Source organism: Burkholderia sp. BCC1644 (assembly GCF_902833225.1).
In the GTDB taxonomy this organism is placed as follows: Bacteria; Pseudomonadota; Gammaproteobacteria; order Burkholderiales; family Burkholderiaceae; genus Burkholderia.
In genome coordinates this window covers 175,668-194,006 of record NZ_CADFEI010000015.1, presented here as the reverse complement: position 1 = coordinate 194,006, position 18,339 = coordinate 175,668, and the positions used below count along the sequence as shown (strand labels likewise).

The 18,339-nt window shown below is 66.0% G+C and carries 20 protein-coding genes; 9 read left to right on the top strand and 11 right to left on the bottom strand.

What is annotated here, in order from left to right:
- The first annotated feature begins 255 nt into the window (after positions 1-255).
- The 3 genes from HWX87_RS27315 to HWX87_RS27305 all read left to right on the top strand — a co-directional run bounded on the left by HWX87_RS27315 (position 256) and on the right by HWX87_RS27305 (position 3,764).
- Positions 256-1,572: an MFS transporter gene (locus HWX87_RS27315; protein ID WP_176050191.1), complete on the top strand. Its 1,317-nt coding sequence runs from the start codon at positions 256-258 to the stop codon at positions 1,570-1,572.
- Positions 1,573-1,722: 150 nt separating this feature from the next.
- A complete protein-coding gene (locus HWX87_RS27310) occupies positions 1,723-2,973 on the top strand; it encodes an MFS transporter (protein ID WP_176050190.1) in 1,251 nt (416 codons plus the stop codon).
- A 179-nt stretch (positions 2,974-3,152) separates the two neighbouring features.
- Entirely contained in the window at positions 3,153-3,764 is a 612-nt protein-coding gene (locus HWX87_RS27305) for a cysteine hydrolase family protein (protein WP_176050189.1), read from the top strand.
- Positions 3,765-3,784: 20 nt separating this feature from the next.
- Here the strand turns inward: HWX87_RS27305 and HWX87_RS27300 are convergent, their stop codons facing one another.
- The 3 genes from HWX87_RS27300 to HWX87_RS27290 form a co-directional block, all read right to left on the bottom strand.
- Positions 3,785-5,410, bottom strand: coding sequence for an amidohydrolase (locus tag HWX87_RS27300; protein ID WP_176050188.1), 1,626 nt, complete (start codon positions 5,408-5,410; stop codon positions 3,785-3,787).
- A gap of 398 nt (positions 5,411-5,808) precedes the next feature.
- Entirely contained in the window at positions 5,809-6,624 is an 816-nt protein-coding gene (locus HWX87_RS27295) for a helix-turn-helix transcriptional regulator (RefSeq protein WP_176050187.1), read from the bottom strand.
- 128 nt (positions 6,625-6,752) lie between these two features.
- Positions 6,753-7,229, bottom strand: coding sequence for a nuclear transport factor 2 family protein (locus HWX87_RS27290; protein WP_176050186.1), 477 nt, complete (start codon positions 7,227-7,229; stop codon positions 6,753-6,755).
- A 337-nt stretch (positions 7,230-7,566) separates the two neighbouring features.
- Between HWX87_RS27290 and HWX87_RS27285 the strand changes: the two genes are divergently transcribed.
- Entirely contained in the window at positions 7,567-7,953 is a 387-nt protein-coding gene (locus tag HWX87_RS27285) for a helix-turn-helix domain-containing protein (RefSeq protein ID WP_176050185.1), read from the top strand.
- Between the two features lie 292 nt (positions 7,954-8,245).
- Here HWX87_RS27285 and HWX87_RS27280 read toward each other — a convergent pair whose 3' ends face one another.
- Positions 8,246-8,617 carry a YXWGXW repeat-containing protein gene (locus tag HWX87_RS27280; protein WP_176050184.1) on the bottom strand — a complete coding sequence of 124 codons (372 nt, stop codon included), beginning with the start codon at positions 8,615-8,617 and terminating at the stop codon, positions 8,246-8,248.
- A gap of 577 nt (positions 8,618-9,194) precedes the next feature.
- Here HWX87_RS27280 and HWX87_RS27275 point away from each other — a divergent pair.
- Positions 9,195-10,328, top strand: coding sequence for a porin (locus HWX87_RS27275; protein WP_176050183.1), 1,134 nt, complete (start codon positions 9,195-9,197; stop codon positions 10,326-10,328).
- 177 nt (positions 10,329-10,505) lie between these two features.
- Here the strand turns inward: HWX87_RS27275 and HWX87_RS27270 are convergent, their stop codons facing one another.
- Entirely contained in the window at positions 10,506-10,904 is a 399-nt protein-coding gene (locus HWX87_RS27270; RefSeq protein WP_176050182.1) for a GreA/GreB family elongation factor, read from the bottom strand.
- 512 nt (positions 10,905-11,416) lie between these two features.
- Between HWX87_RS27270 and HWX87_RS27265 the strand changes: the two genes are divergently transcribed.
- Complete coding sequence (locus tag HWX87_RS27265) at positions 11,417-11,746, top strand: DUF4148 domain-containing protein (protein ID WP_176050181.1); 330 nt, start codon at positions 11,417-11,419, stop codon at positions 11,744-11,746.
- A gap of 157 nt (positions 11,747-11,903) precedes the next feature.
- Here the strand turns inward: HWX87_RS27265 and HWX87_RS27260 are convergent, their stop codons facing one another.
- Positions 11,904-12,362, bottom strand: a complete 459-nt coding sequence (locus HWX87_RS27260; RefSeq protein ID WP_039344004.1) for a CBS domain-containing protein — start codon at positions 12,360-12,362, stop codon at positions 11,904-11,906.
- Between the two features lie 178 nt (positions 12,363-12,540).
- On the opposite strand from HWX87_RS27260, the gene ribA reads away from it, so the two are divergent.
- On the top strand, positions 12,541-13,191 hold the full coding sequence (gene ribA / locus HWX87_RS27255) for a GTP cyclohydrolase II (protein ID WP_176050180.1): 651 nt from the start codon (positions 12,541-12,543) through the stop codon (positions 13,189-13,191).
- 154 nt (positions 13,192-13,345) lie between these two features.
- Complete coding sequence (locus HWX87_RS27250) at positions 13,346-13,912, top strand: GNAT family N-acetyltransferase (RefSeq protein ID WP_176050179.1); 567 nt, start codon at positions 13,346-13,348, stop codon at positions 13,910-13,912.
- A 21-nt stretch (positions 13,913-13,933) separates the two neighbouring features.
- Here the strand turns inward: HWX87_RS27250 and HWX87_RS27245 are convergent, their stop codons facing one another.
- The 4 genes from HWX87_RS27245 to HWX87_RS27230 all read right to left on the bottom strand — a co-directional run bounded on the left by HWX87_RS27245 (position 13,934) and on the right by HWX87_RS27230 (position 16,661).
- Positions 13,934-14,320 (bottom strand): VOC family protein, encoded by a 387-nt coding sequence (locus HWX87_RS27245; RefSeq protein ID WP_176050178.1) that lies wholly within the window; start codon positions 14,318-14,320, stop codon positions 13,934-13,936.
- A gap of 260 nt (positions 14,321-14,580) precedes the next feature.
- On the bottom strand, positions 14,581-15,348 hold the full coding sequence (locus tag HWX87_RS27240) for a hypothetical protein (protein ID WP_176050177.1): 768 nt from the start codon (positions 15,346-15,348) through the stop codon (positions 14,581-14,583).
- Between the two features lie 51 nt (positions 15,349-15,399).
- Positions 15,400-16,008 (bottom strand): acyl-homoserine-lactone synthase, encoded by a 609-nt coding sequence (locus tag HWX87_RS27235; protein ID WP_176050176.1) that lies wholly within the window; start codon positions 16,006-16,008, stop codon positions 15,400-15,402.
- Between the two features lie 209 nt (positions 16,009-16,217).
- Positions 16,218-16,661, bottom strand: coding sequence for a DUF4902 domain-containing protein (locus HWX87_RS27230; RefSeq protein WP_176050175.1), 444 nt, complete (start codon positions 16,659-16,661; stop codon positions 16,218-16,220).
- A gap of 73 nt (positions 16,662-16,734) precedes the next feature.
- Between HWX87_RS27230 and HWX87_RS27225 the strand changes: the two genes are divergently transcribed.
- Entirely contained in the window at positions 16,735-17,454 is a 720-nt protein-coding gene (locus HWX87_RS27225; protein ID WP_176050174.1) for an autoinducer binding domain-containing protein, read from the top strand.
- Positions 17,455-17,496: 42 nt separating this feature from the next.
- Here the strand turns inward: HWX87_RS27225 and HWX87_RS27220 are convergent, their stop codons facing one another.
- Positions 17,497-18,204: an MgtC/SapB family protein gene (locus HWX87_RS27220; RefSeq protein WP_176050173.1), complete on the bottom strand. Its 708-nt coding sequence runs from the start codon at positions 18,202-18,204 to the stop codon at positions 17,497-17,499.
- Between the last annotated feature and the right edge of the window lie 135 nt (positions 18,205-18,339).

Genomic DNA, 18,339 nt, shown 5'->3' with positions numbered 1-18,339 from the left:
GAAATACCGGGTTTTTCGCGCGGTGGAGTCCGCAGCGGAAACATTTAGTCTCCGGCTAATCATCTGCCGCGGGCGTTAATTGATACGGATTTTCGGCGTCCCTATGATCGATTCACGCTGGTCGTGCGCGCGGGCCGAAAGGTGCCGTCGTGCCTGTCCCGCCTCGACCGGCGATGCGAACAGCCGGTTCGCCCATGCCCGCCACGAAACGCGGCAGGCATGCGGCGCGGCACCCCGAGACTGCAGGAGAACAGCATGCGCGACTCACGTCGGAATTCGCGGCAGCGGCAAGTGATTGCCGCGGTCGTCGGCAATACCCTCGAGTGGTACGACTTCATCGTCTACGGTTTCTTCTCCGGCATCATCGCGCGGCTGTTCTTTCCCGCCGAGAGCCAGTACGCGTCGCTGCTGATGTCGCTCGCGACGTTCGGCGTCGGCTTCTTCATGCGCCCGGTGGGCGGCATCCTGCTCGGGCTCTATTCGGACCGCAAGGGCCGCAAGGCCGCGATGCAGCTCATCATCTTCCTGATGACGCTGTCGATCGCGCTGATCACGTTCGCGCCGTCGTACGCGGCGATCGGCCCGGCGGCGCCGATCCTGATCGTCGTCGCGCGGCTGCTGCAGGGTTTCGCGACGGGCGGCGAATATGCGAGCGCGACCGCGTTCCTCGTCGAAAGCGCACCCGCGAACCGGCGCGGGCTGTACGGGTCGTGGCAACTGATCGGCCAGTGTCTCGCGGTGTTCTCGGGCGCCGCGATGGGTGCGTGGGCCACGCAGTCGCTGTCGGACGCGGCGCTGCACAGCTGGGGCTGGCGCGTGCCGTTCGCGCTGGGTCTGCTGATCGGGCCGGTCGGCCTGTGGATCCGCCGGCACATGGAGGAGACCGAGGCGTTCGTCGATGCGAGCAAGTCGGCGGCCGAGCCGCCGCCGAGCGTATCGCGCGTGCTGCGCGAGAACCTGCGCGGCGTGCTGGTGTCGATGGGGCAGACGATCACCGGCACGGCCGTGTTCTACGTGATGCTCGTGAACATGCCGACGTTCGTGCACAAGACCTACGGGCTGCCGCTCGACCAGGTGTTCAAGGTGCAGATGGTGGCCGTTGCGCTGCTGACGGTGACGATCCCGGTCGCGGCGATCGTGTCCGACCTGATCGGCCGGCGGCCCGTGCTGATCGCCGGCACGCTGGCGCTGCTGACGGTCACGTATCCGCTGTTCTCGTGGCTGGCCGCGGCGCCGGGCGTCGGGCGCCTGCTCGTGATGCAGCTCGTGATCTGCACGATCATCGGCATCTGCTACGGCCCCGCGCCGACCACGCTCGCCGAGCAGTTCGCGACGCGCTCGCGGTCGACCGGCGTCGCGCTCGCCTACAACGTCGCGGTGATGGTGTTCGGCGGCTTCGCGCCGTTCATCGTCACGTGGCTGACGCGTGCGAGCGGATCGCCCGTCGCGCCCGCCTGGTACGTGCTGTTCGCGGCGTCGTTCGGGCTGCTCGCGAGCGTGTTCATGCATGACGGCGCGCCCTGTGTGGTCGCACGCCGGCAATTCCAGGGTGAACCGCTGAGCGCCAAGTAGCGGCCGGGTTCCCGCGCCGGCGACCCATCGGCGCGGGCCGCATGCAGGGTATCGGCGCGGCCGATGGTTAGCATCGCGGGCGGCGGCCTACCGCGGCCGCTGCCCGGTCATTACGCTTGGGCGATCATCCACTCTGTCCGGAAGGTCGCCATGTCCCGGCTCGACTACACGCTGCTCGGCCCCTGCCTGCTCGCCATCGCGCTCGACGCGATGGGATTCGGGCTCGTCTACCCGATGATGTCCGCGATCTTCAGCGATCCGCATGCAGGCATCCTGCCGGCCGACGCCGGTGCGCACGCGCGCAATTTCTATCTCGGTCTCGGCTACGGGATCTACCCGCTGTGCATGTTCTTCGGCTCGTCGCTGATGGGCGAGCTGTCCGACCGCTACGGCCGCCGCCGGATCCTGCTGCTGTGCGTGCTCGGCCTCGCAGCCGGCTACGCGATGATGGCGGCCGGTGCGTGGCATGCCAGCATCGCGCTGCTGCTGGCCGGCCGCGGGCTCACCGGCCTGATGGCAGGCTGCCAGGGCATCGCGCAGGCGGCGATCACCGACCTGAGCACGCCCGAGAACAAGGCGTACAACATGAGCATCATGTCGCTCGCGTTCAGCGCGGGCGTGATCGTCGGCCCGGTGCTCGGCGGCGTCACGTCCGACCGGACGATTTCGCCGCTGTTCGACTACGGCACGCCGTTCGTGCTGGTCGCCGCGCTGTCGCTGGCCTGCGCGTTCTGGACCTGGGCGTCGTATCGCGACTCGGCCGCGCCGCGCGGCGACACACGCATCGATCCGCTATTGCCGCTGCGGATCATCCGGGAGGCCGCACGGCAGCGCAACGTTGCATTCCTGTCGGTGGTGTTCTTCCTGATGCAGGTCGGCTACGGGCTGTACCTGCAGACCATCATGCTGCTGCTGCAGGCGAAATTCGGCTACACGAGCGCGCGGCTCGGGCTGTTCAGCGGCGTGATCGGCATCTGCTTCGTGTTCGGCCTGCTGTTCGTCGTGCGGCTGATGCTGCGCGTGTGGCGCGTGATCGACATCGCGAAGACGGGCCTGCTCGTCGCCGGGCTGGGCCAGATCCTGTCGGCGCTGTTCCCGCACGAACCCGTGCTGTGGGCGCTTGCGATGGTCGTCGGCTGTTTCGACATGGTCGCGTACACGACCATGTATACGGCGTTCTCGGACGCCGTCAGCGAGGACCGGCAAGGCTGGGCGCTCGGCGTCGCGGGATCGGTGATGGCGGTCGCGTGGGTCGTCACGGGCGCGCTGACGAACTTGCTGCCCGTGTTCGGCGAAACGGGCCTGCTGCTGATCGGCGGCGCGGGCTTCCTGCTCAGCTTCGTGATGATGGTCGCGTACGGGCGTACGCGGCCGGGCGCCCGCACGGCCGCGCTGTCGTAAGCGGCACGCGCGCACGTTGGCCCGATCCTGTCGGACGTTGTCCCGCGCGCCGCTGTCGCGCAAGGCCGCGCGGCCCGACACTGGCGCCTCGCGGCCGGGGAAGGATCGGGCCGCGTCCGGCGGCGCCGGCAGGCCCGGCGCGCCGTCCGATCATTGTGCGAACCGAAAGAGAGCGACCCATGCAACATCCGACCATCCGTACCCTGGCCGGCGCGACCGCGCCGACGTCGATCGACGCCGCCCGCAGCGCGCTGCTGGTCATCGATTTCCAGAACGAATACTTCAGCGGCCGGCTGCCGATTCCGGAAGGGCCGCGCGCGCTGGGCAATGCGCAGCGCGTGATCGCGTTCGCCGACCGCGCGGGCATTCCGGTGTTTCACGTCCAGCACGTCGATACGGCCGACAGCCCGATCTTCGCCGACGGCAGCGACGGCTTCCGCTTTCACGCGGACCTGCAGCCGGCGCCGCACCACGCGGTCGTGAAGAAGACGTCGGTCAGCGTATTCCCGACGACGGACCTCGATGCGCGCCTGAAGGGCGCCGGCGTCGACACGCTGATCGTCACGGGCCTGATGACGCATGCATGCGTGGCCGGCGCGGCACGCGATGCGGTGCCGCTCGGCTATGCGGTGATCGTCGTAGACGACGCGTGCGCGACGCGCGATCTCGACGTCGCGGACGGCGGGACGGTGCCGCACCGCGACCTCCATCGCGCGACGCTGGCCGCGCTGTCGGACACGTTCGGCGACGTGCTGACGACCGAGCAGGTACTGGCGCTCGGCATCGCCTGACGACGGCCCCGGGCCGACGCTCAGTCGGCCCAGCCCGGCGCGGCGTGCACGACTTCGCCGCGGAAGCACGTCTCGATCACGCGGGTTTGCGCGAACGTCTCGACCGGGTGTGCGAACGGATTGCGGTCGAGGATCGCGAAGCTCGCATCCTTGCCCGCTTCGAGCGAACCCGTGCAGTCGTCGAAGCGCAACGCATAGGCGGTGTTGATCGTATAGGCCTCGAGCATCGTGAGCAGGTCGAGCCGCTCGTGCGGATTCCACGGCGGGCTGTCGGGCTGGTCGATCAGCAGGTGCGTGACGCCCGTCTGAATGATCTGCATCGGGTCCATCGTGCTGACCGACCAGTCGGAACCGGCCGCGAGCATCGCGCCCGCGTTGCGCAGGCTGCGGAACGGATAGTTGCGCGCGGTGCGCTCGGCGCCGAGCAGGTCGCGATAAAGCTGTTGCTGCTCCTCGCGGGCGGCGGTCCACAGCGTCTGCACGCTCGCGATCGCGCCGAGCCGGTTGAAGCGGCTCATGTCGGCCGGATCGACGAGCTGCAGGTGCGCAAGCTGCGCGCGCCGGTCGCGCATGCCGTTGCGGCGCTGGACATGTTCGAGCGCGTCGAGCGTCATGCGCACCGCGCGGTCGGCGAGCGTATGGAAATGCAGGTCGAAGCCGGCCGTATCGGCGAGCAGGCAGATTTCGTTCAGTGCGTCCTGGCTCCACAGCGCGAGGCCGCAGTCGTCGGTGCCCGCGTACGGCTCGAGCAGCGCGGCGGTTTTCGATTCCGGTACGCCGTCGACGAAGATCTTCACCGTATGCAGGCGCAGGTTGTCGCGCTCGTATTCGCGGCGCCAGGCGACGAAGCGCTCGACCTGCTCGCGCGGGTCGCGGCGCGGGTTCGCATAGAGGCCCGCGCTCATGTACGCCTTTAGCGTGCCCGCGCGCTGCGCGTCGGCATAGGCCTTGAGTTCGGCTTCCTCGACGCGCGCATCGAACCAGCCGGTGATGCCGTAGCCATGCGCCATCGCGTGCGCCTTGGCGAGCGACTTCGGGTAGCCTGCCGGGCTCAGTTGCGGAATGATCGGGCACACACGGTAGAACGCCGCTTCGTGCACGACGCCGTTTGGCGCGCCCGAGGCGTCACGCTCGATCACGCCGCCGGACGGATCGGGCGTGTCGGCGTGGATGCCGGCCGCTTCGAGCCCCTTCGTGTTGAGGCAGCCGCTGTGCACGTCGAAGCCGACCACGAGCAGCGGCCGGTCCGGCACGATCCGGTCGAGCAGTTCGCGGGTCGGATACGCGCCGAACGCGGCGAGGTTCGCGCCGCCGAGATAGACCCACGGCTCGTCGGGCGTCGCATCGGCGCACGCGCGGATGCGTTGCAGGATCGCGTCGGGATCGTTGATGCCGGACAGGTCGAAGTCGCCGAGAATCTGATGACCTTCGAGCGGATGCACGTGACCGTCGATCAGGCCCGGCAGCATCAGCCGGCCGGCGAGATCGACCATCCGCGTTGCGGGGCCGGCCAGAGGACGGATGTCGTCGTCGCGGCCGACCGCGACGATCTTGCCGTCCTTTGTAGCGAGCGCCTGCGCGAAGCGGCGCTGCGCGTCGCCCGTGTAAAGCAGGCCGTTCAGATAGACGGTATCGGCGTGTTGCATGTGTCTCCTCCGGATAGGGGGATCGACGGGCGCACATGTCCGGCGGGCGGGCCGTGTGGCTCGTCCGGTCACGTGAACCCGGTCGGGTTGGAATGGAATGGGGCGTTACGTGCCGGCGCTGCGTGGTGGCGGCGATGCACCGTGGCGAAGGCCGGCAACGGCTGCCGGAGCGTCATGCCGGTTTTGCCGGTAGGTCCGTATCGGCGAATCGATGGGCGACGCGCTCGCGGCCGCGCGGGCCGGCGTCGATCCGATATTCGGCATTCCGTGTCTCCGTGGTATCCGACGCGTTGCTGTCGTCGGGTGAGTCAGATACTAGGAGCGGGGCCGCCGGCTGTCTGTCATTGTTTTGAGGACAACGCGCGACAAAGGCGGTGAGGGTGACGCGGCGGTGGCGTCTACTGGCTGCGGCCTTCCGGCGCTTCTTCTTCGGTCACGCACCACGCGAACAGTCCGGCGCGGTTCGCGACGCCGAGCTTCGCGAGTGCGCGCCCGAGATAGGTGCGCACGCTGCTGGCCTTGAGCGCGAGCGCATCGGCGATTTGCGGGACGGGCTGGCCCTGCAGCACCGCGCGGCACACGAGCCGCTCGCGCTGCGACAGCGCCGCGCCGCTGGCCGACAGCCGCTGTTCGAAGCGCTGCAGCAGCGCGCCGTCGTCCGAGCGCGGCGTCAGGCGTGCGAGCCGCGCATGCTGGATCAGCAGCGGCAGCACGAAATCGCCGAGCTGCCGCAGCAGCGCCAGTTCGGCCAGCGTATAGGACGGCTGGCCGCGCCGGCGGAACAGCGAGAACGCATAGACATAGTCGCGCTCGCTGCCGAGCAGCGTGCAGTCCTCGCCGAGCTCGCCAAGCGCGAACTGGCGGCCGTACTCGGTCGCCGTGTCGATTTCCTCGTTGCAGGAGAACACGAGCTGCGAATCGGTCGTGCGCTCGATATGCGGGAGCAGGGTGTCGTTGCGCCAGTCGCCCTGTGTATACAGATCGAGTGCGTGGCGCGTGCCGTCGGGATCGTCGCCGCCGGCGAAGAACAGCACGTCGACGCCGTCGACCGCGTGCGACGGCGCGTCACGCCGGTAACGCGTCGCGACGCTGTAATGGGATTGCGGATCGACGGTTTCGCGCAGCCACGCCCAAAGCCGGGCGGGAAACTGCGGACTGCCGAGGCTGGCGATCAGGTCGCCGGCGTTGCTCAGGGAAATTTGGGCGGGGCTCATCGTTGACACCGTCTTCGCGAACGGCCGCCTTCGCGGGCCGTGCTTCGCCTGCGCCGGAGCGGCGGCGAAGCACGATTGTAGGGGACTTCGCCGGCGCCGGGCATCCGCGCTTGCCCGGCGCCCGCGCGTCAGAACATCGTGTTCCGGTTTGCGGCCGTTTCGGGCACCGGCTGGATCACGTCCCAGTGCTCGACGATCTTGCCGTCCTTCACGCGGAAGATGTCGACCACCGCTTCGCCGCGATCGCCCGGACGTTCGGTCGCATGCACGTGCAGGTACACGAGATCGCCGTCGGTTGCGCTGCGGACGATGCGCGCGCGCGATGCGGGGTTCTTCTGGAACGCGCCGACGAAGTACGACACGAATGGCTTCTTGCCGTCCGGCACGTGCGGGTTGTGCTGTTTATAGTCGTCCGCGACGACGGCGGCGGCCTCGACTGCTTCGTGCTTGTTGAAGAAGCGGTCGTAGAACGTCAGCACGAGCTGGCGGTTGGCTTCCTCGGCGGCCAGGTCGCGGGTAGCCGGGCCGGCGGCCAGCGCGGCCGTCGATGCGGCCAGCAACACGCAGGCGGCAACGGCGCGAGCGGGGGAGCGGAACAATGACATGTAGCGGTTTCCTTGTCTGACGGTTCGTGAGTGGGCGCGCGATGCGCGACTGCGGGTGACGCCGATCGTGACGATCGGCGGGCGGCAGGGTGCAATTGCCGGCACGCGTGCAGTCCCGATGCGAAGGATTCGTCGCAACGCATGGGGCGTCGCGGCGGCTGATACGGCGATGCCGTGCGGCATCGTCATGTTTCGGTGAACTGGCGAATCGTGCCGGTTGCCGGGTCGATCGAATGGTACAGTTGCCGCGAACCCGTCACAAGAAGTCATCGCGGTGTGAACAGGTCACACCGCGATGACCGTGCATTGCCCTAGAAAGAGAGAAGAGAGTCCAGTCATGCCGTTGCCGTCCGCCGACGAATCCGTCGAACTCGACCAGCCTTGCCCGATCCGCGATGTGCTCGACCGCATCGGCGACCAGTGGAGCCTGCTCGTGCTCGAAGCGCTGTCCGGCGGAACGATGCGTTTCAACGAACTCGGCCGCGCGATCGGCGATGTGTCGAACCAGATGCTGTCGCGTACGCTGAAGCGGCTCGAGCAGGACGGCTTCGTCAGCCGCGCGCTGTTCGCCGAAGTGCCGCCGCGCGTCGAGTATGCGCTGACCGATCTCGGGCGCTCGTTCCTCACGCCGATGCAGGCGATGATCCGGTGGGCCGACGAACATCATCGCGCGATCTGCGCGGCGCGTCGTCGTGCGCGGGAACCGGAGGGCGGCGGGCGTTGAGCAGGACGCACCGGCCGCTTCGCCGGTGCATGGCGTGCCGCAGATGGCGCGCGATGGAACGACGCATGGCCGGATCCGTTTGCGTCGGCATCGATTGATTTCGTTATCCGAAGGATGCCGTCGCGACGAACGGCCGCGATGATGCGTCGATGTGTTCGTCGCGAAGGCGGCAGGGCGCTGGCGTAACGATGCGCTGATTGCGGGCCGTGCATCCTGATTCACGGCGCGAACGGCGCCGCTTCCCGCGCGCCGTCCGGCTCCGGACCTTCATTGGCCGGAGCCGGGCGGCATCCTATCGCCACGAGCCTTCGACGTAGACCCATGCCGGCCCCTGGCGGCGCCAGTAGCCGGGTACCCAGCGACGTCCGGGGCGTCGTGCGACCCAGCGGCCGGACACCCATATATAGCGGCCACGCTGCCAGCGCCAATAGCCGTCCGTCCATATATAGCCGTGCGGCCGGGGTGGCGGCGGCCGGCGGTCGTGCCGGGCTGCCGGCGGCCCGGAGCGCGGGCGATCGTCATACGGCGGGCCGCCGGGCACGCGGTTCGGGCCGGACGGCCGATACACGGGCGGCGCGGGCTGGGCCGAAGCGGCGCGCAGCCAGCCGGTGCCGGCGAAGGCGGCGGTCAATCCGATGGCGCGCAACAACGAGCGTCGATTCATGGCGTGTCCTGTTCAGTATTGAAGGCTGCCTTACATTAGCCTGCCAGTGCACCGGCCGGGTTACGCGAGCGGTTAAGGCTGTTACTGCGTGTCACGTCAGGTGGCAACCGCCATTTCCTTTCCGTCGACTGACGGGGACATCGCCCGAGGCACCCTGTTTACAGAAGGGCGAGTACGTTTTAGACGCCCGGCACCCGGAATTTGGGACTAAAATAGGTATAAGTTACCGATTTGGGGGTGCTGCGTCGGATCCGTTTGTTGTTTCTATGCAACCGTCAAGACGATGACATGTAAGAATGGTGCGATGAATGCCTCCAAAATGCCGTCGTCAAGAAGTCAAAAACAAACGTTAAAACAAATACTTATGACTAGGCCCCACTTTCATTATTTCTAGTTCTGGAAAAGCTTATTTCTTTATTTGCGGATCGCTCCCCTAGGGTACACCCCTAAACTCACGGTTCCCAAACGGGCAACTATCCGGGCGCGGCCAGCAGGATCGATGGCGCTCCCGGGCGGTTGCAGACCGTTTATGAACAAGGTCGCGAGACCTGCCTCTTTTTAGAAGGGAGCTCCACGAATGAACAAGACTCTGATCGTTGCAGCAGCTGCAGCATCGTTTGCTACCGTCGCTCACGCACAAAGCAGCGTCACGCTGTACGGCGTGCTGGACGCAGGCATCACCTACCAAAGCAACGTCGCAACGGGCGTCAACGCATCGGGCGTGCCGGTCAACGGCAAGTCGCGTTGGTCGATGGGTTCGGGCATTGACCAGAGCCGTTTCGGCCTGCGTGGCTCGGAAGACCTGGGTGGCGGCCTGAAGGCAATCTTCACGTTGGAAAGCGGCTTCAACATCGGTAACGGCAAGTTCGCGAACGGCAACGGCGGCATGTTCAACCGTCAAGCTTTCGTCGGCCTGTCGAGCCAGTACGGCACGGTCACGCTGGGTAAGCAATACGACGCAACGCAAGACTACCTGGCGCCGCTGACGGCAACGGGCTCGTGGGGCGGCACGTACTTCGCGCACCCGCTGAACCTTGACCGTCTGAGCACGAACGGTGATGTCGCTCAGAACAACACGATCAAGTACACGAGCGCGAACTACGCTGGCCTGCAATTCGGCGGCACGTACTCGTTCTCGAACAACACGAACTTCGCCAACAACCGTGCATACAGCGCGGGTGCTGCATACCAGTTCCAAGGCCTGAAGCTTGCTGCTGCATACTCGCAAGCGAACCTGGGTGACGGTACGAACGCAAACGGCGCGACGTCGTCGGCGATCGGTGGCATCGCTAGCCAAGGCCGTGTCCGCACGTACGGTGCTGCTGCTGGCTACGCATTCGGCCCGGCACAAGTCGGCGCTGCATGGACGCAAGCGCGTCTCGACAACAATGCTGTTGGTAGCCTCGGCTCGGTGCGCACCGACAACTACGAAGTCAACGCAAAGTACAACCTGACGCCGGCTCTCGGCCTGGGTGCTGCTTACACGTACACGAACGCGAAGATCAACAACGGCAGCACGCACTGGAACCAGTTCGGCCTGCAAGCTGACTACGCACTGTCGAAGCGCACGGACGTCTACGCACAAGCTGTGTACCAGCGTGCAGCGAAGAACGGCATCGGCGCATCGATCTACAACGGCGACAACTCGGTCCTGCCGAGCTCGTCGATCAACCAAACCGCAGCAACGGTTGGTCTGCGTCACCGCTTCTAAGCGTGACGGCGGGGTAACCCGCTTCGCAGCATCGAAAAAGGCGCCTTCGGGCGCCTTTTTTTCGTCTGCGGAATGGGATGACGACGTTTCGGATCGTCCGAATGCAAAAAAGCGAGGCCGGTGCCTCGCTTTTTTCGTTCTGCGCCCGTGTCGAGCTCGGCGCTGGCTACCGATGGCTCAGCGCGTGTATTCGCCGTTGGCCTCCGGCTGGAACACGATCGCGGAGACCTTCATCAGCTTTTCGGCGCCGCTCGGCTGCATCACCTTGACCATCTGGCCACGCTGCGTGCCCAGCAGCGCCATGCCGACAGGCGAGAAGACGTTCAGGCGGCCGAGTTCGAGATTGGCGGAATCGGGATAAACAATCGTCCAGGTGGCCTGTTCCTGGGTCGCCTCGTCGAGCAGTGTGATCTGCGAGTTCATCGTGACGACATTCGCCTTGATGGCGTCGGGCTGGACGATGTCGGCACGCTCGAGCAGCGTGTCGAGCATGGTCTGGAAGCGCGGGTTGTGTTCGGCGTGCTTTTCGAGGCGAGCAACGTCGAGTTCGGTCAACTGGTAAAGGCGTTGTTTCATGGCAGTTCTCCAAATGATCGGCAAGGGCAGGCGTGGCGTGCCTATGGGGATCGCCCGGAGCCTGTCTGACCTGGCTCCGGGAGGAGACCGAGCCGTCAGATCAGGCGCCGGGCAGGCGCGAGCGGCGCCTGGGCCGTGCGTCGAGCGAGGGGATGCGCCGGATGGCCGGCGTGCGCGCGCACGCCGGCCGGGCCGGACGGCGAAACCGAAGGGGGCGTGAGCGCGTACATGGTGGATGGAATATCGACTGGCGAATAAAACCTTACGATTCTACAACACAACCTTTGGGATATGTGATCCGGTTGTTGGCGTTTCGTCAGCGATTGTTGTACAGATGAAGCAAGTCGCGACGGATGTGCTCAGAAACACTCAGTGATATTTGCCAAAATCGCAACGCTGTATGTTCAAACTAAGGGTTTCCCCTCGGAGTGGCGAGCACTACACTGGTTTCAATCGCTTCAGACAGTCCTGCCGAGGCGACGTCAAAAGAGAACATATTCCGGAGGTAAATCATGAAGTCGATCATCTACGCAGCCATCGCCGCATCCGTCCTTGCCGCACCGATCGCATCGTTTGCACAGTCCGAGCAGGGGCTGACGCGCGACCAGGTCAAGGCCGAACTCGTGCAACTCGAACAGAACGGCTACAAGCCGCTGGCGAGCGATTCGCAGTACCCGAACAACATCCAGGCAGCCGAACAACGCATCCAGCCGAACCAGCCGATGCTCGCGCAGGCCGACACGAGCGGCTACGGTGCCGTGGCGACGGGTGCCGGCCAGGCAGGCCGCCGCATGACGCATGACGCGCCGAACCCCGTGAACTCGGTCTATTTCGGCAACTAATCGAACGTCCCCGGTCTGCCCGAGCGCACCATTCCATCGACGTGACGCGCGCCATTTGCGCGCGTCGTTTGCCCGCAGGAGCAGAACCTCCGTCGCCGCAAGTCGGCGGCTTTCCGCCCAGACGCTCACGCGTTTGGGCCTTTTTCGCTGGAGCGGATCAGGTGGAAGCGACCGGCGTGCCGTGAATGTAGTGTTCGAGCTGGCTGATCGTGAACTGCTGATCGGCAATCACGCTCTTCACGAGGTCGCCGATCGAGATGAGGCCGACCAGCTTGCCGCCGTCGAGGACGGGCAGGTGGCGCATCCGGTGCTCGGTCATCAGCGCCATGCACTCGTCGGTCGATTGCGATGGTTCGACGTAGCGCACCTTGGCCGTCATGATTTCCTCGACGCGGGTGGCTTTCGATGAACGGTCCTGCAGGACAACCTTGCGCGCATAATCGCGCTCGGTGACGATGCCAGCGATGTCGTCGCCGTCCACGACCAGCAACGCACCGATCCCCTTTTCCGCCATCAGCTTGATGGCGTCGTAGACGAGATCGGTCTTCGTGACGGTGTAGATCGTGCGGCCCGAATCCGGCTTGGCCTTGAGAATCTGCGCGACAGTCGTGCTCATTCGCTTTCTCCGTGTGCAGGTCGATACAGGAAAGGCTGGGCGTTGGTGCGCGACACCCGATGAGCCCAGTATAGCCGGGCAGGCAGTGGCAGTCGCGTGACGTTTCCAGATTAGCGGTAAACTCCCGTCACGCACTATCCACACAACTCCTACATTCCTGAACGTTTCGATTGAATTCATGATGTCTTCGCATCCCCAATCGCCCACGCCGGGCAATGGCCAGGCCGACGAGTGCGTGACACTCGTCGCCACCGCGTCGCTGCCTACGCGCTACGGTACGTTCAAGTCATACGCGTTTCGCGTATCGGGCAGCGATGCCGAACATCTTGCGCTCGTGATGGGCGACGTGGCCGGCGAGCAGTCCGTGCTGACGCGGCTGCATTCCGAATGCCTGACCGGCGACGTATTCGGCTCGTATCGCTGCGATTGCGGCGAGCAGCTCGACCTCGCGTTGCGCTACATCGCGGCGGAAGACCGCGGCGTGCTGCTGTATCTGCGCGGCCACGAGGGGCGCGGGATCGGCCTGAGCAACAAGATCCGCGCGTACGCGCTGCAGGAGCAGGGGCGCGACACCGTCGAAGCTAACCTCGACCTCGGCCTGCCCGACGACGCCCGCGAATACGATTCGGCCGCCGCGATCCTCCGGATCCTCGGCGTGACGTCGGTGCGGCTGATGAGCAACAACCCCGAGAAGTTCGACACGCTCGCGAAGCACGGCATTCCCGTCTGCGAGCGGGTTGCGCTTGCGGTGCCCGTGCGCGAGGAAAACGAGCGTTATATCCGCACGAAGCAGACGAAGTTCGGGCATTACTTCGAAGAAAACGAGTAACCCCCACGGGCGTGCCTGCGCCCGTTTCGCGTTGTTTGTTCTCTCGATCGTCGCGGGCAGACGCGACGATCGAGGTTCTCGCTTCGACAGCCGTCCGCCTTCGGGTTCGTGACGTCACCAGCGTTCCGCTGCCGCCGGTACGATCCGCATCTCCATGTCCACCCCCTCGAAGATCGAAACCGAACGCCTGACACTGCGTCGCTGGCGCGCGTCGGATGCGGGTGCGCTTTCGGCGATGCATACGGATCCGGACGTGACTGCGTGGCTCGCACGCGGCCCGATGTCCGTCACCGAGGCGAGCGACCTCGTCGCGCGCTTCGAAGCGCATTTCGATGCACACGGTTTCGGTGTGTGGGCGGTCGAACGTCGTGCCGATGCGATGCTGATCGGGCTTTGCGGCCTGTCGCACGAAGCGCGAGCAACGCACCCGATGGCACCGTGTATCGAGATCATGTGGCGGCAGGCGCGCCACGCCTGGGGGCATGGCTACGCGGTCGAAGCGGCTGCCGCCGCATTGACCGACGCACTCGGCCGGGCAGGGCTCGGAGAGATCTTCGCGTGGACGGCCGACACCAACGTGCGATCACGGCGCGTGATGGAGCGGCTCGGCATGCTGCGCCAACCCGCGCGCGATTTCGATCACCCGGCGTTGCCGGACGGGCACCCGCTGCGGCCGCACGTCGTGTACGTCGCGCGCGCCGGCGGCGTTGCCGGCGCGTAACGGCTCACGCGTCTTCGCGTGTCAGCGCCACGTGCCGTTCTGCAGCACGATCCGGTAGCCGTCGGCATCCTCGAAGGTCTGACCGGAAATTTCCCAGTACGGATTGAACGACGTCACGGGCATGAAGCCATGTGCGGTAGCGCGCTCACATGCGGCTTCCCATTCCGGGCGATCGGGCAGGTAGAAGACGATCAGGTCCTCGGGCGTCGGCGACGGCGCGATCGGATGATCGGGGCAGTGCGTGAATTCGAAGTGATAGTCGAGACCGTCACGGCCCAGCATCACGCCGGAAAAGCCGTCTTGATCGTCGAAGCGGGCGAGGACCGACAAGTCGAGGGCGTCGCGATACATGCGCTCGGTGCGGGCGAGGTTGCTGACCGGGCGGGCAATGCGCAGGTGGGCGTGCAAGATGACCTCGGCGAAGGGTGGCAGGCCCGCCGATGATATCCGGTCGATTTGGATCGTGGCGTGTCGAAATGCTTACGCGGCCGGTGGTAAAGGCGACCAATGATGTGGCCCCGGATTCCACGCAGGCAATAAAAAAGCCCGCTGCTTGAGCGGGCTGAATCCATGTTTGGAGACATGGAGGAGACAGACGTAAATTTAAGGGAAAACCCGGACGTTTGCAAGCCCTAGTTGTATCCGTGCAACTGGTAGCCGTTACCGATTCACATGCCGCCGGCCCGTGCGTGCGCCGCAAATGCGCCGAACCGCTCCTGCGCGACAGGCAGCGCGTACTTGTCGCGCATTTCCGTCTCGATCCATGCACAGGCCTCGCGTGCGCAGTCGGTCAGCGCGTGCCGCGTGGCATGCCCGTCGATGTCGTAGACGAAGCGCACGCCGACCTCGTCGTCGGCGACCTGTCGTTCGAGCTGGTTGAGCTGCAGTTGCGGCCCGTGCTGCTGCGACAGCGCGCGCAGTTCGTCGAAGTGGTATTCGAGCCAGTCGGCAAAGAACAGCGCATCGCTACGGCAAGGCAGGCGGAAGGCCGCGCTGCGCGACGGCCGGGGTGCAGCTTCGCCGGCCGCTGCGAGCGGCTCGCTGCTGTCGGCGGCGACGGCCGTGTCGACAGGCGCGAGCGGGTGCTGAATGTGACGGTACGGTTCGCGATCGCGCAGCGCATGCCACAGCAATTCGTCGCCGGCGGCGCCGGACGGCTGCATCGTCAGGTCGTGCCGGCCGCTGCCGGCCGGGGCGATGTCGCGAATCACAAGGCGCAGCGAGCAGAGCGGCGCGTCCGCGACCAGGAGCGTCGCCGGGCGCGGCAGACCGCAGACGAGCGGCGCGGCGCCGGCGGCACGAAACACGAGCCCGCGGCGGTCGAGCCGCACGAGCGGCAGCGGCCTGGGAAACGACGGATAGGCGACCGTGATGTTGGCGCCGCTGGCGCTCGTCAACCCGGGCATCATCGCGCGAAAGACCTGAGACTGGTCCACGTTGGTTCTCCTTCGTTACGATGCCGCCCGAACGGAAACGCGCGTTCCGGTTCAGGCGGCGATGGCTTGCCGGGCTGCCTGCCCCGGTTCGATTCCTAGTGCCGCAAACGTTTGCGGATCAATGTCGATCCAGCACGCGACCACCAGACGACCGTCCACCTGTTTCGGCGGGCCTGCGCGGTGCGCGTGAATGCCGATCCGGCGGAACAGCCGCTCCATGCTCGCGAACGTCACGCCGATCAGCTGCCGTGCGCCGAGCTGCGCCGCGCATTCGACGACGGCCGCGAGCATCGGACGCACGGCCCACTCGGCGTTGCCCGGCCCGCCTTCGTCGTCGGTCGCCGCGAACCTGGACAGCTCCCAGACGGCAGCCGATTGCGGCAGCGGCATGTCTTCGGCGATCAGGTCGGCGAACAGCGACTTCAGCAGATACGGGCGCGTGGTAGGCAGCAGGCGCGCACATCCGCACATGTCGCCGCCCGCGTTCCTCGCGAACACGTAGACGGTATCGTCGCGATCGAACTGGTCGCGTTCGAAGCTTTCGTTCGCCGACGGGAGCGCCCAACCGAGCTGTTCGACGAACACGCGGCGCCGATAGCGCCCGAGATCCGCTGCAAGTTGGTGTGGCAACCGCCCTTCCTCGTGAACGAAGGTCCGCATGGTGTCCTCGGATCTGTGCTTTTGTATGCGTGCATTACATCGCGCGGCACGAGGAGGCTGTAACTGGTAACTCTTACAGGTTGGCGGTGCAAAGACGCCATTTGCGGCGTGGTAACGGTTTCTTGATCAACGGGATTGAAAACTGGACCGCTTTTGCTTATAAAGAGCGCCAGTCTTGCGAAATGATCAGAGGAATGTGTGGCAGGTTGTCACTGGAGCGTGGGACCGGCATGATAGGCGTCGTTGCGACCAAGCAGGGCCGATGCGACGGCGGCGGGCCAGTCGATGCCGGCAAGTCGCGCGGCGAGCGCGGCGGCGGTGCGGAACATGCCGATGTCGGCGCCGGTGGCATCGACGAGCATCACGTTGCTGCGGACGTCGTCGCCCGCGATCACGAACGTGCCCGTCGCGCGTTCGAGGTACCAGTCCCAGCCGACCGTCACGTAAGGGGCGCCGGCACTGGCCGGGCGATGCCATTCGGTATAGCCGGCGAGGCGTGCGTCGATCGCGCTGTCGCGCAGTTCGGCCAGCAGCGATGCGTCGAGGCCGCTCGAGACATGGTCGAGAGCAAGCACGGCCAGTGCGCCTTCTGACAGGCGTACGTAGCCGTCCGGGGACGGGCCGGGGACCGGGTGCAGCAAAGGTGAGGTCATGCGCGGAATGTATCAGCCTCGAACGGGTGCTGGAACCTGACAAGTATGACAGCGTGACGTTGTCGGAGAACGAATGGAACTGCGCTGGCAGGATGCCTACCAACAATTCAGCGCCGCGGAAGACGAGCAGCAGCTCTTCCAGCGGATCGCCGCCTATTCAAAGCGGCTGGGATTCGAATATTGCTGTTACGGCATTCGCGTACCGCTGCCCGTATCGAAGCCGTCGGTCGCCATCTTCAATACCTATCCCGACGGCTGGATGGCGCACTACCAGGCGCAGAACTACATCGAGATCGATTCGACGGTTCGCGACGGCGCGCTCAGCACCAACATGATCGTCTGGCCGGACGTCGACCGGATCGACCCGTGCCCGCTGTGGCAGGACGCGCGCGATTTCGGGCTGTCGGTGGGCGTTGCGCAGTCGAGCTGGGCGGCCCGCGGTGCGTTCGGCCTGCTGAGCATCGCGCGCCATGCCGACCGGCTGACGCCTGCCGAAATCAACATGCTGACGCTGCAGACGAACTGGCTCGCGAACCTGTCGCATTCGCTGATGAGCCGCTTCATGGTGCCGAAGCTGTCGCCCGCGGCGGGCGTCACGCTGACCGCGCGCGAGCGCGAGGTGCTGTGCTGGACGGCCGAGGGCAAGACCGCGTGCGAAATCGGCCAGATCCTCAGCATCTCGGAGCGGACGGTCAACTTCCACGTCAACAACATTCTCGAGAAGCTCGGCGCGACCAACAAGGTCCAGGCAGTCGTCAAGGCGATTTCGGCCGGGCTCATCGACGCGCCGTGACGCAGGCGAGGGCGCCGCCGGGTACGGCGGCCGCCACGCCGCTCACTCCATCAGCGGCTCCGCTTCCTTCGCGGTCCAGCTCACGCTGGAAATGCTCTTCTCCATGCTCATCCGGCTCGCGATCTGCTCGAGTTTCTGCTGATCCTTCGGATGCAGCTTCAGCGTCGCGGTCACCTTCAGCCGGTCCGGCTGGTCGGGCACGTCCTCGCTCGTCAGGCTCTGGAACGACAGCGGCTTCGCGTACATCGAGTTCGACAGCAACGTGCGGATGTGCACTTCGTCGGCTGCCAGGCAGATCACCGTGATCTGGTATTCGCGCACGAGATCGGCGTTCGATACGGGCGTCGCGTTGATCGCCTGGCTGACGCCGCGCAGCACGGTATTGGTGAGCAGCACGACGCCCGTGCCGGCGAGCGCGGGCACGTAATGGCCGGAGCCGGCCAGTACGCCGACGGCGGCCGAGCACCACAGCGTCGCGGCCGTGTTGATGCCCTGGATCGAGCCCTTGTCGCGCATGATCACGCCGCCGCCGAGAAAGCCGACGCCCGACACGACGTACGCGGCGATCTGCGTGACGCCCGCGACGCCGTTGCCGGTCAGCACGCCCAGCGTGACGAACAGGCATGCGCCGCTCGCCACGAGCGTGATGGTGCGCAGGCCGGCCGTGCGCTGGCGCATCTGGCGCTCGAGGCCGATGGCGACGCCGCAGGCGAACGCGGTGAAAAGACGGAGTGCGAAATCGAAAGTCATGGTTGTCCTGCCGTGCAAGAAGCGCGAGCCGGCCGGCGTCGCCGTGGCGCAAGGCCATGGGCGACGCGACGATGGCCGTCATCGCGCGGTACTGTACCGCGCGAATGCGTCATTCAATGTGAAACGGGGGGGCGT

What these genes read in the sequence shown, in the direction of transcription:
- HWX87_RS27310 (WP_176050190.1), top strand. Translation starts at nt 1,723, where the DNA reads ATGTCCCGGCTCGACTACACGCTGCTCGGCCCCTGCCTGCTCGCCATC.
- HWX87_RS27250 (WP_176050179.1), top strand. Translation starts at nt 13,346, where the DNA reads ATGTCCACCCCCTCGAAGATCGAAACCGAACGCCTGACACTGCGTCGC.
- HWX87_RS27225 (WP_176050174.1), top strand. Translation starts at nt 16,735, where the DNA reads ATGGAACTGCGCTGGCAGGATGCCTACCAACAATTCAGCGCCGCGGAA.
- HWX87_RS27235 (WP_176050176.1), bottom strand. Translation starts at nt 16,008, where the DNA reads ATGCGGACCTTCGTTCACGAGGAAGGGCGGTTGCCACACCAACTTGCA.
- HWX87_RS27265 (WP_176050181.1), top strand. Translation starts at nt 11,417, where the DNA reads ATGAAGTCGATCATCTACGCAGCCATCGCCGCATCCGTCCTTGCCGCA.
- HWX87_RS27280 (WP_176050184.1), bottom strand. Translation starts at nt 8,617, where the DNA reads ATGAATCGACGCTCGTTGTTGCGCGCCATCGGATTGACCGCCGCCTTC.
- HWX87_RS27305 (WP_176050189.1), top strand. Translation starts at nt 3,153, where the DNA reads ATGCAACATCCGACCATCCGTACCCTGGCCGGCGCGACCGCGCCGACG.
- HWX87_RS27300 (WP_176050188.1), bottom strand. Translation starts at nt 5,410, where the DNA reads ATGCAACACGCCGATACCGTCTATCTGAACGGCCTGCTTTACACGGGC.
- HWX87_RS27285 (WP_176050185.1), top strand. Translation starts at nt 7,567, where the DNA reads ATGCCGTTGCCGTCCGCCGACGAATCCGTCGAACTCGACCAGCCTTGC.
- HWX87_RS27220 (WP_176050173.1), bottom strand. Translation starts at nt 18,204, where the DNA reads ATGACTTTCGATTTCGCACTCCGTCTTTTCACCGCGTTCGCCTGCGGC.
- HWX87_RS27295 (WP_176050187.1), bottom strand. Translation starts at nt 6,624, where the DNA reads ATGAGCCCCGCCCAAATTTCCCTGAGCAACGCCGGCGACCTGATCGCC.
- HWX87_RS27260 (WP_039344004.1), bottom strand. Translation starts at nt 12,362, where the DNA reads ATGAGCACGACTGTCGCGCAGATTCTCAAGGCCAAGCCGGATTCGGGC.
- HWX87_RS27275 (WP_176050183.1), top strand. Translation starts at nt 9,195, where the DNA reads ATGAACAAGACTCTGATCGTTGCAGCAGCTGCAGCATCGTTTGCTACC.
- ribA (WP_176050180.1), top strand. Translation starts at nt 12,541, where the DNA reads ATGATGTCTTCGCATCCCCAATCGCCCACGCCGGGCAATGGCCAGGCC.
- HWX87_RS27290 (WP_176050186.1), bottom strand. Translation starts at nt 7,229, where the DNA reads ATGTCATTGTTCCGCTCCCCCGCTCGCGCCGTTGCCGCCTGCGTGTTG.
- HWX87_RS27230 (WP_176050175.1), bottom strand. Translation starts at nt 16,661, where the DNA reads ATGACCTCACCTTTGCTGCACCCGGTCCCCGGCCCGTCCCCGGACGGC.
- HWX87_RS27315 (WP_176050191.1), top strand. Translation starts at nt 256, where the DNA reads ATGCGCGACTCACGTCGGAATTCGCGGCAGCGGCAAGTGATTGCCGCG.
- HWX87_RS27270 (WP_176050182.1), bottom strand. Translation starts at nt 10,904, where the DNA reads ATGAAACAACGCCTTTACCAGTTGACCGAACTCGACGTTGCTCGCCTC.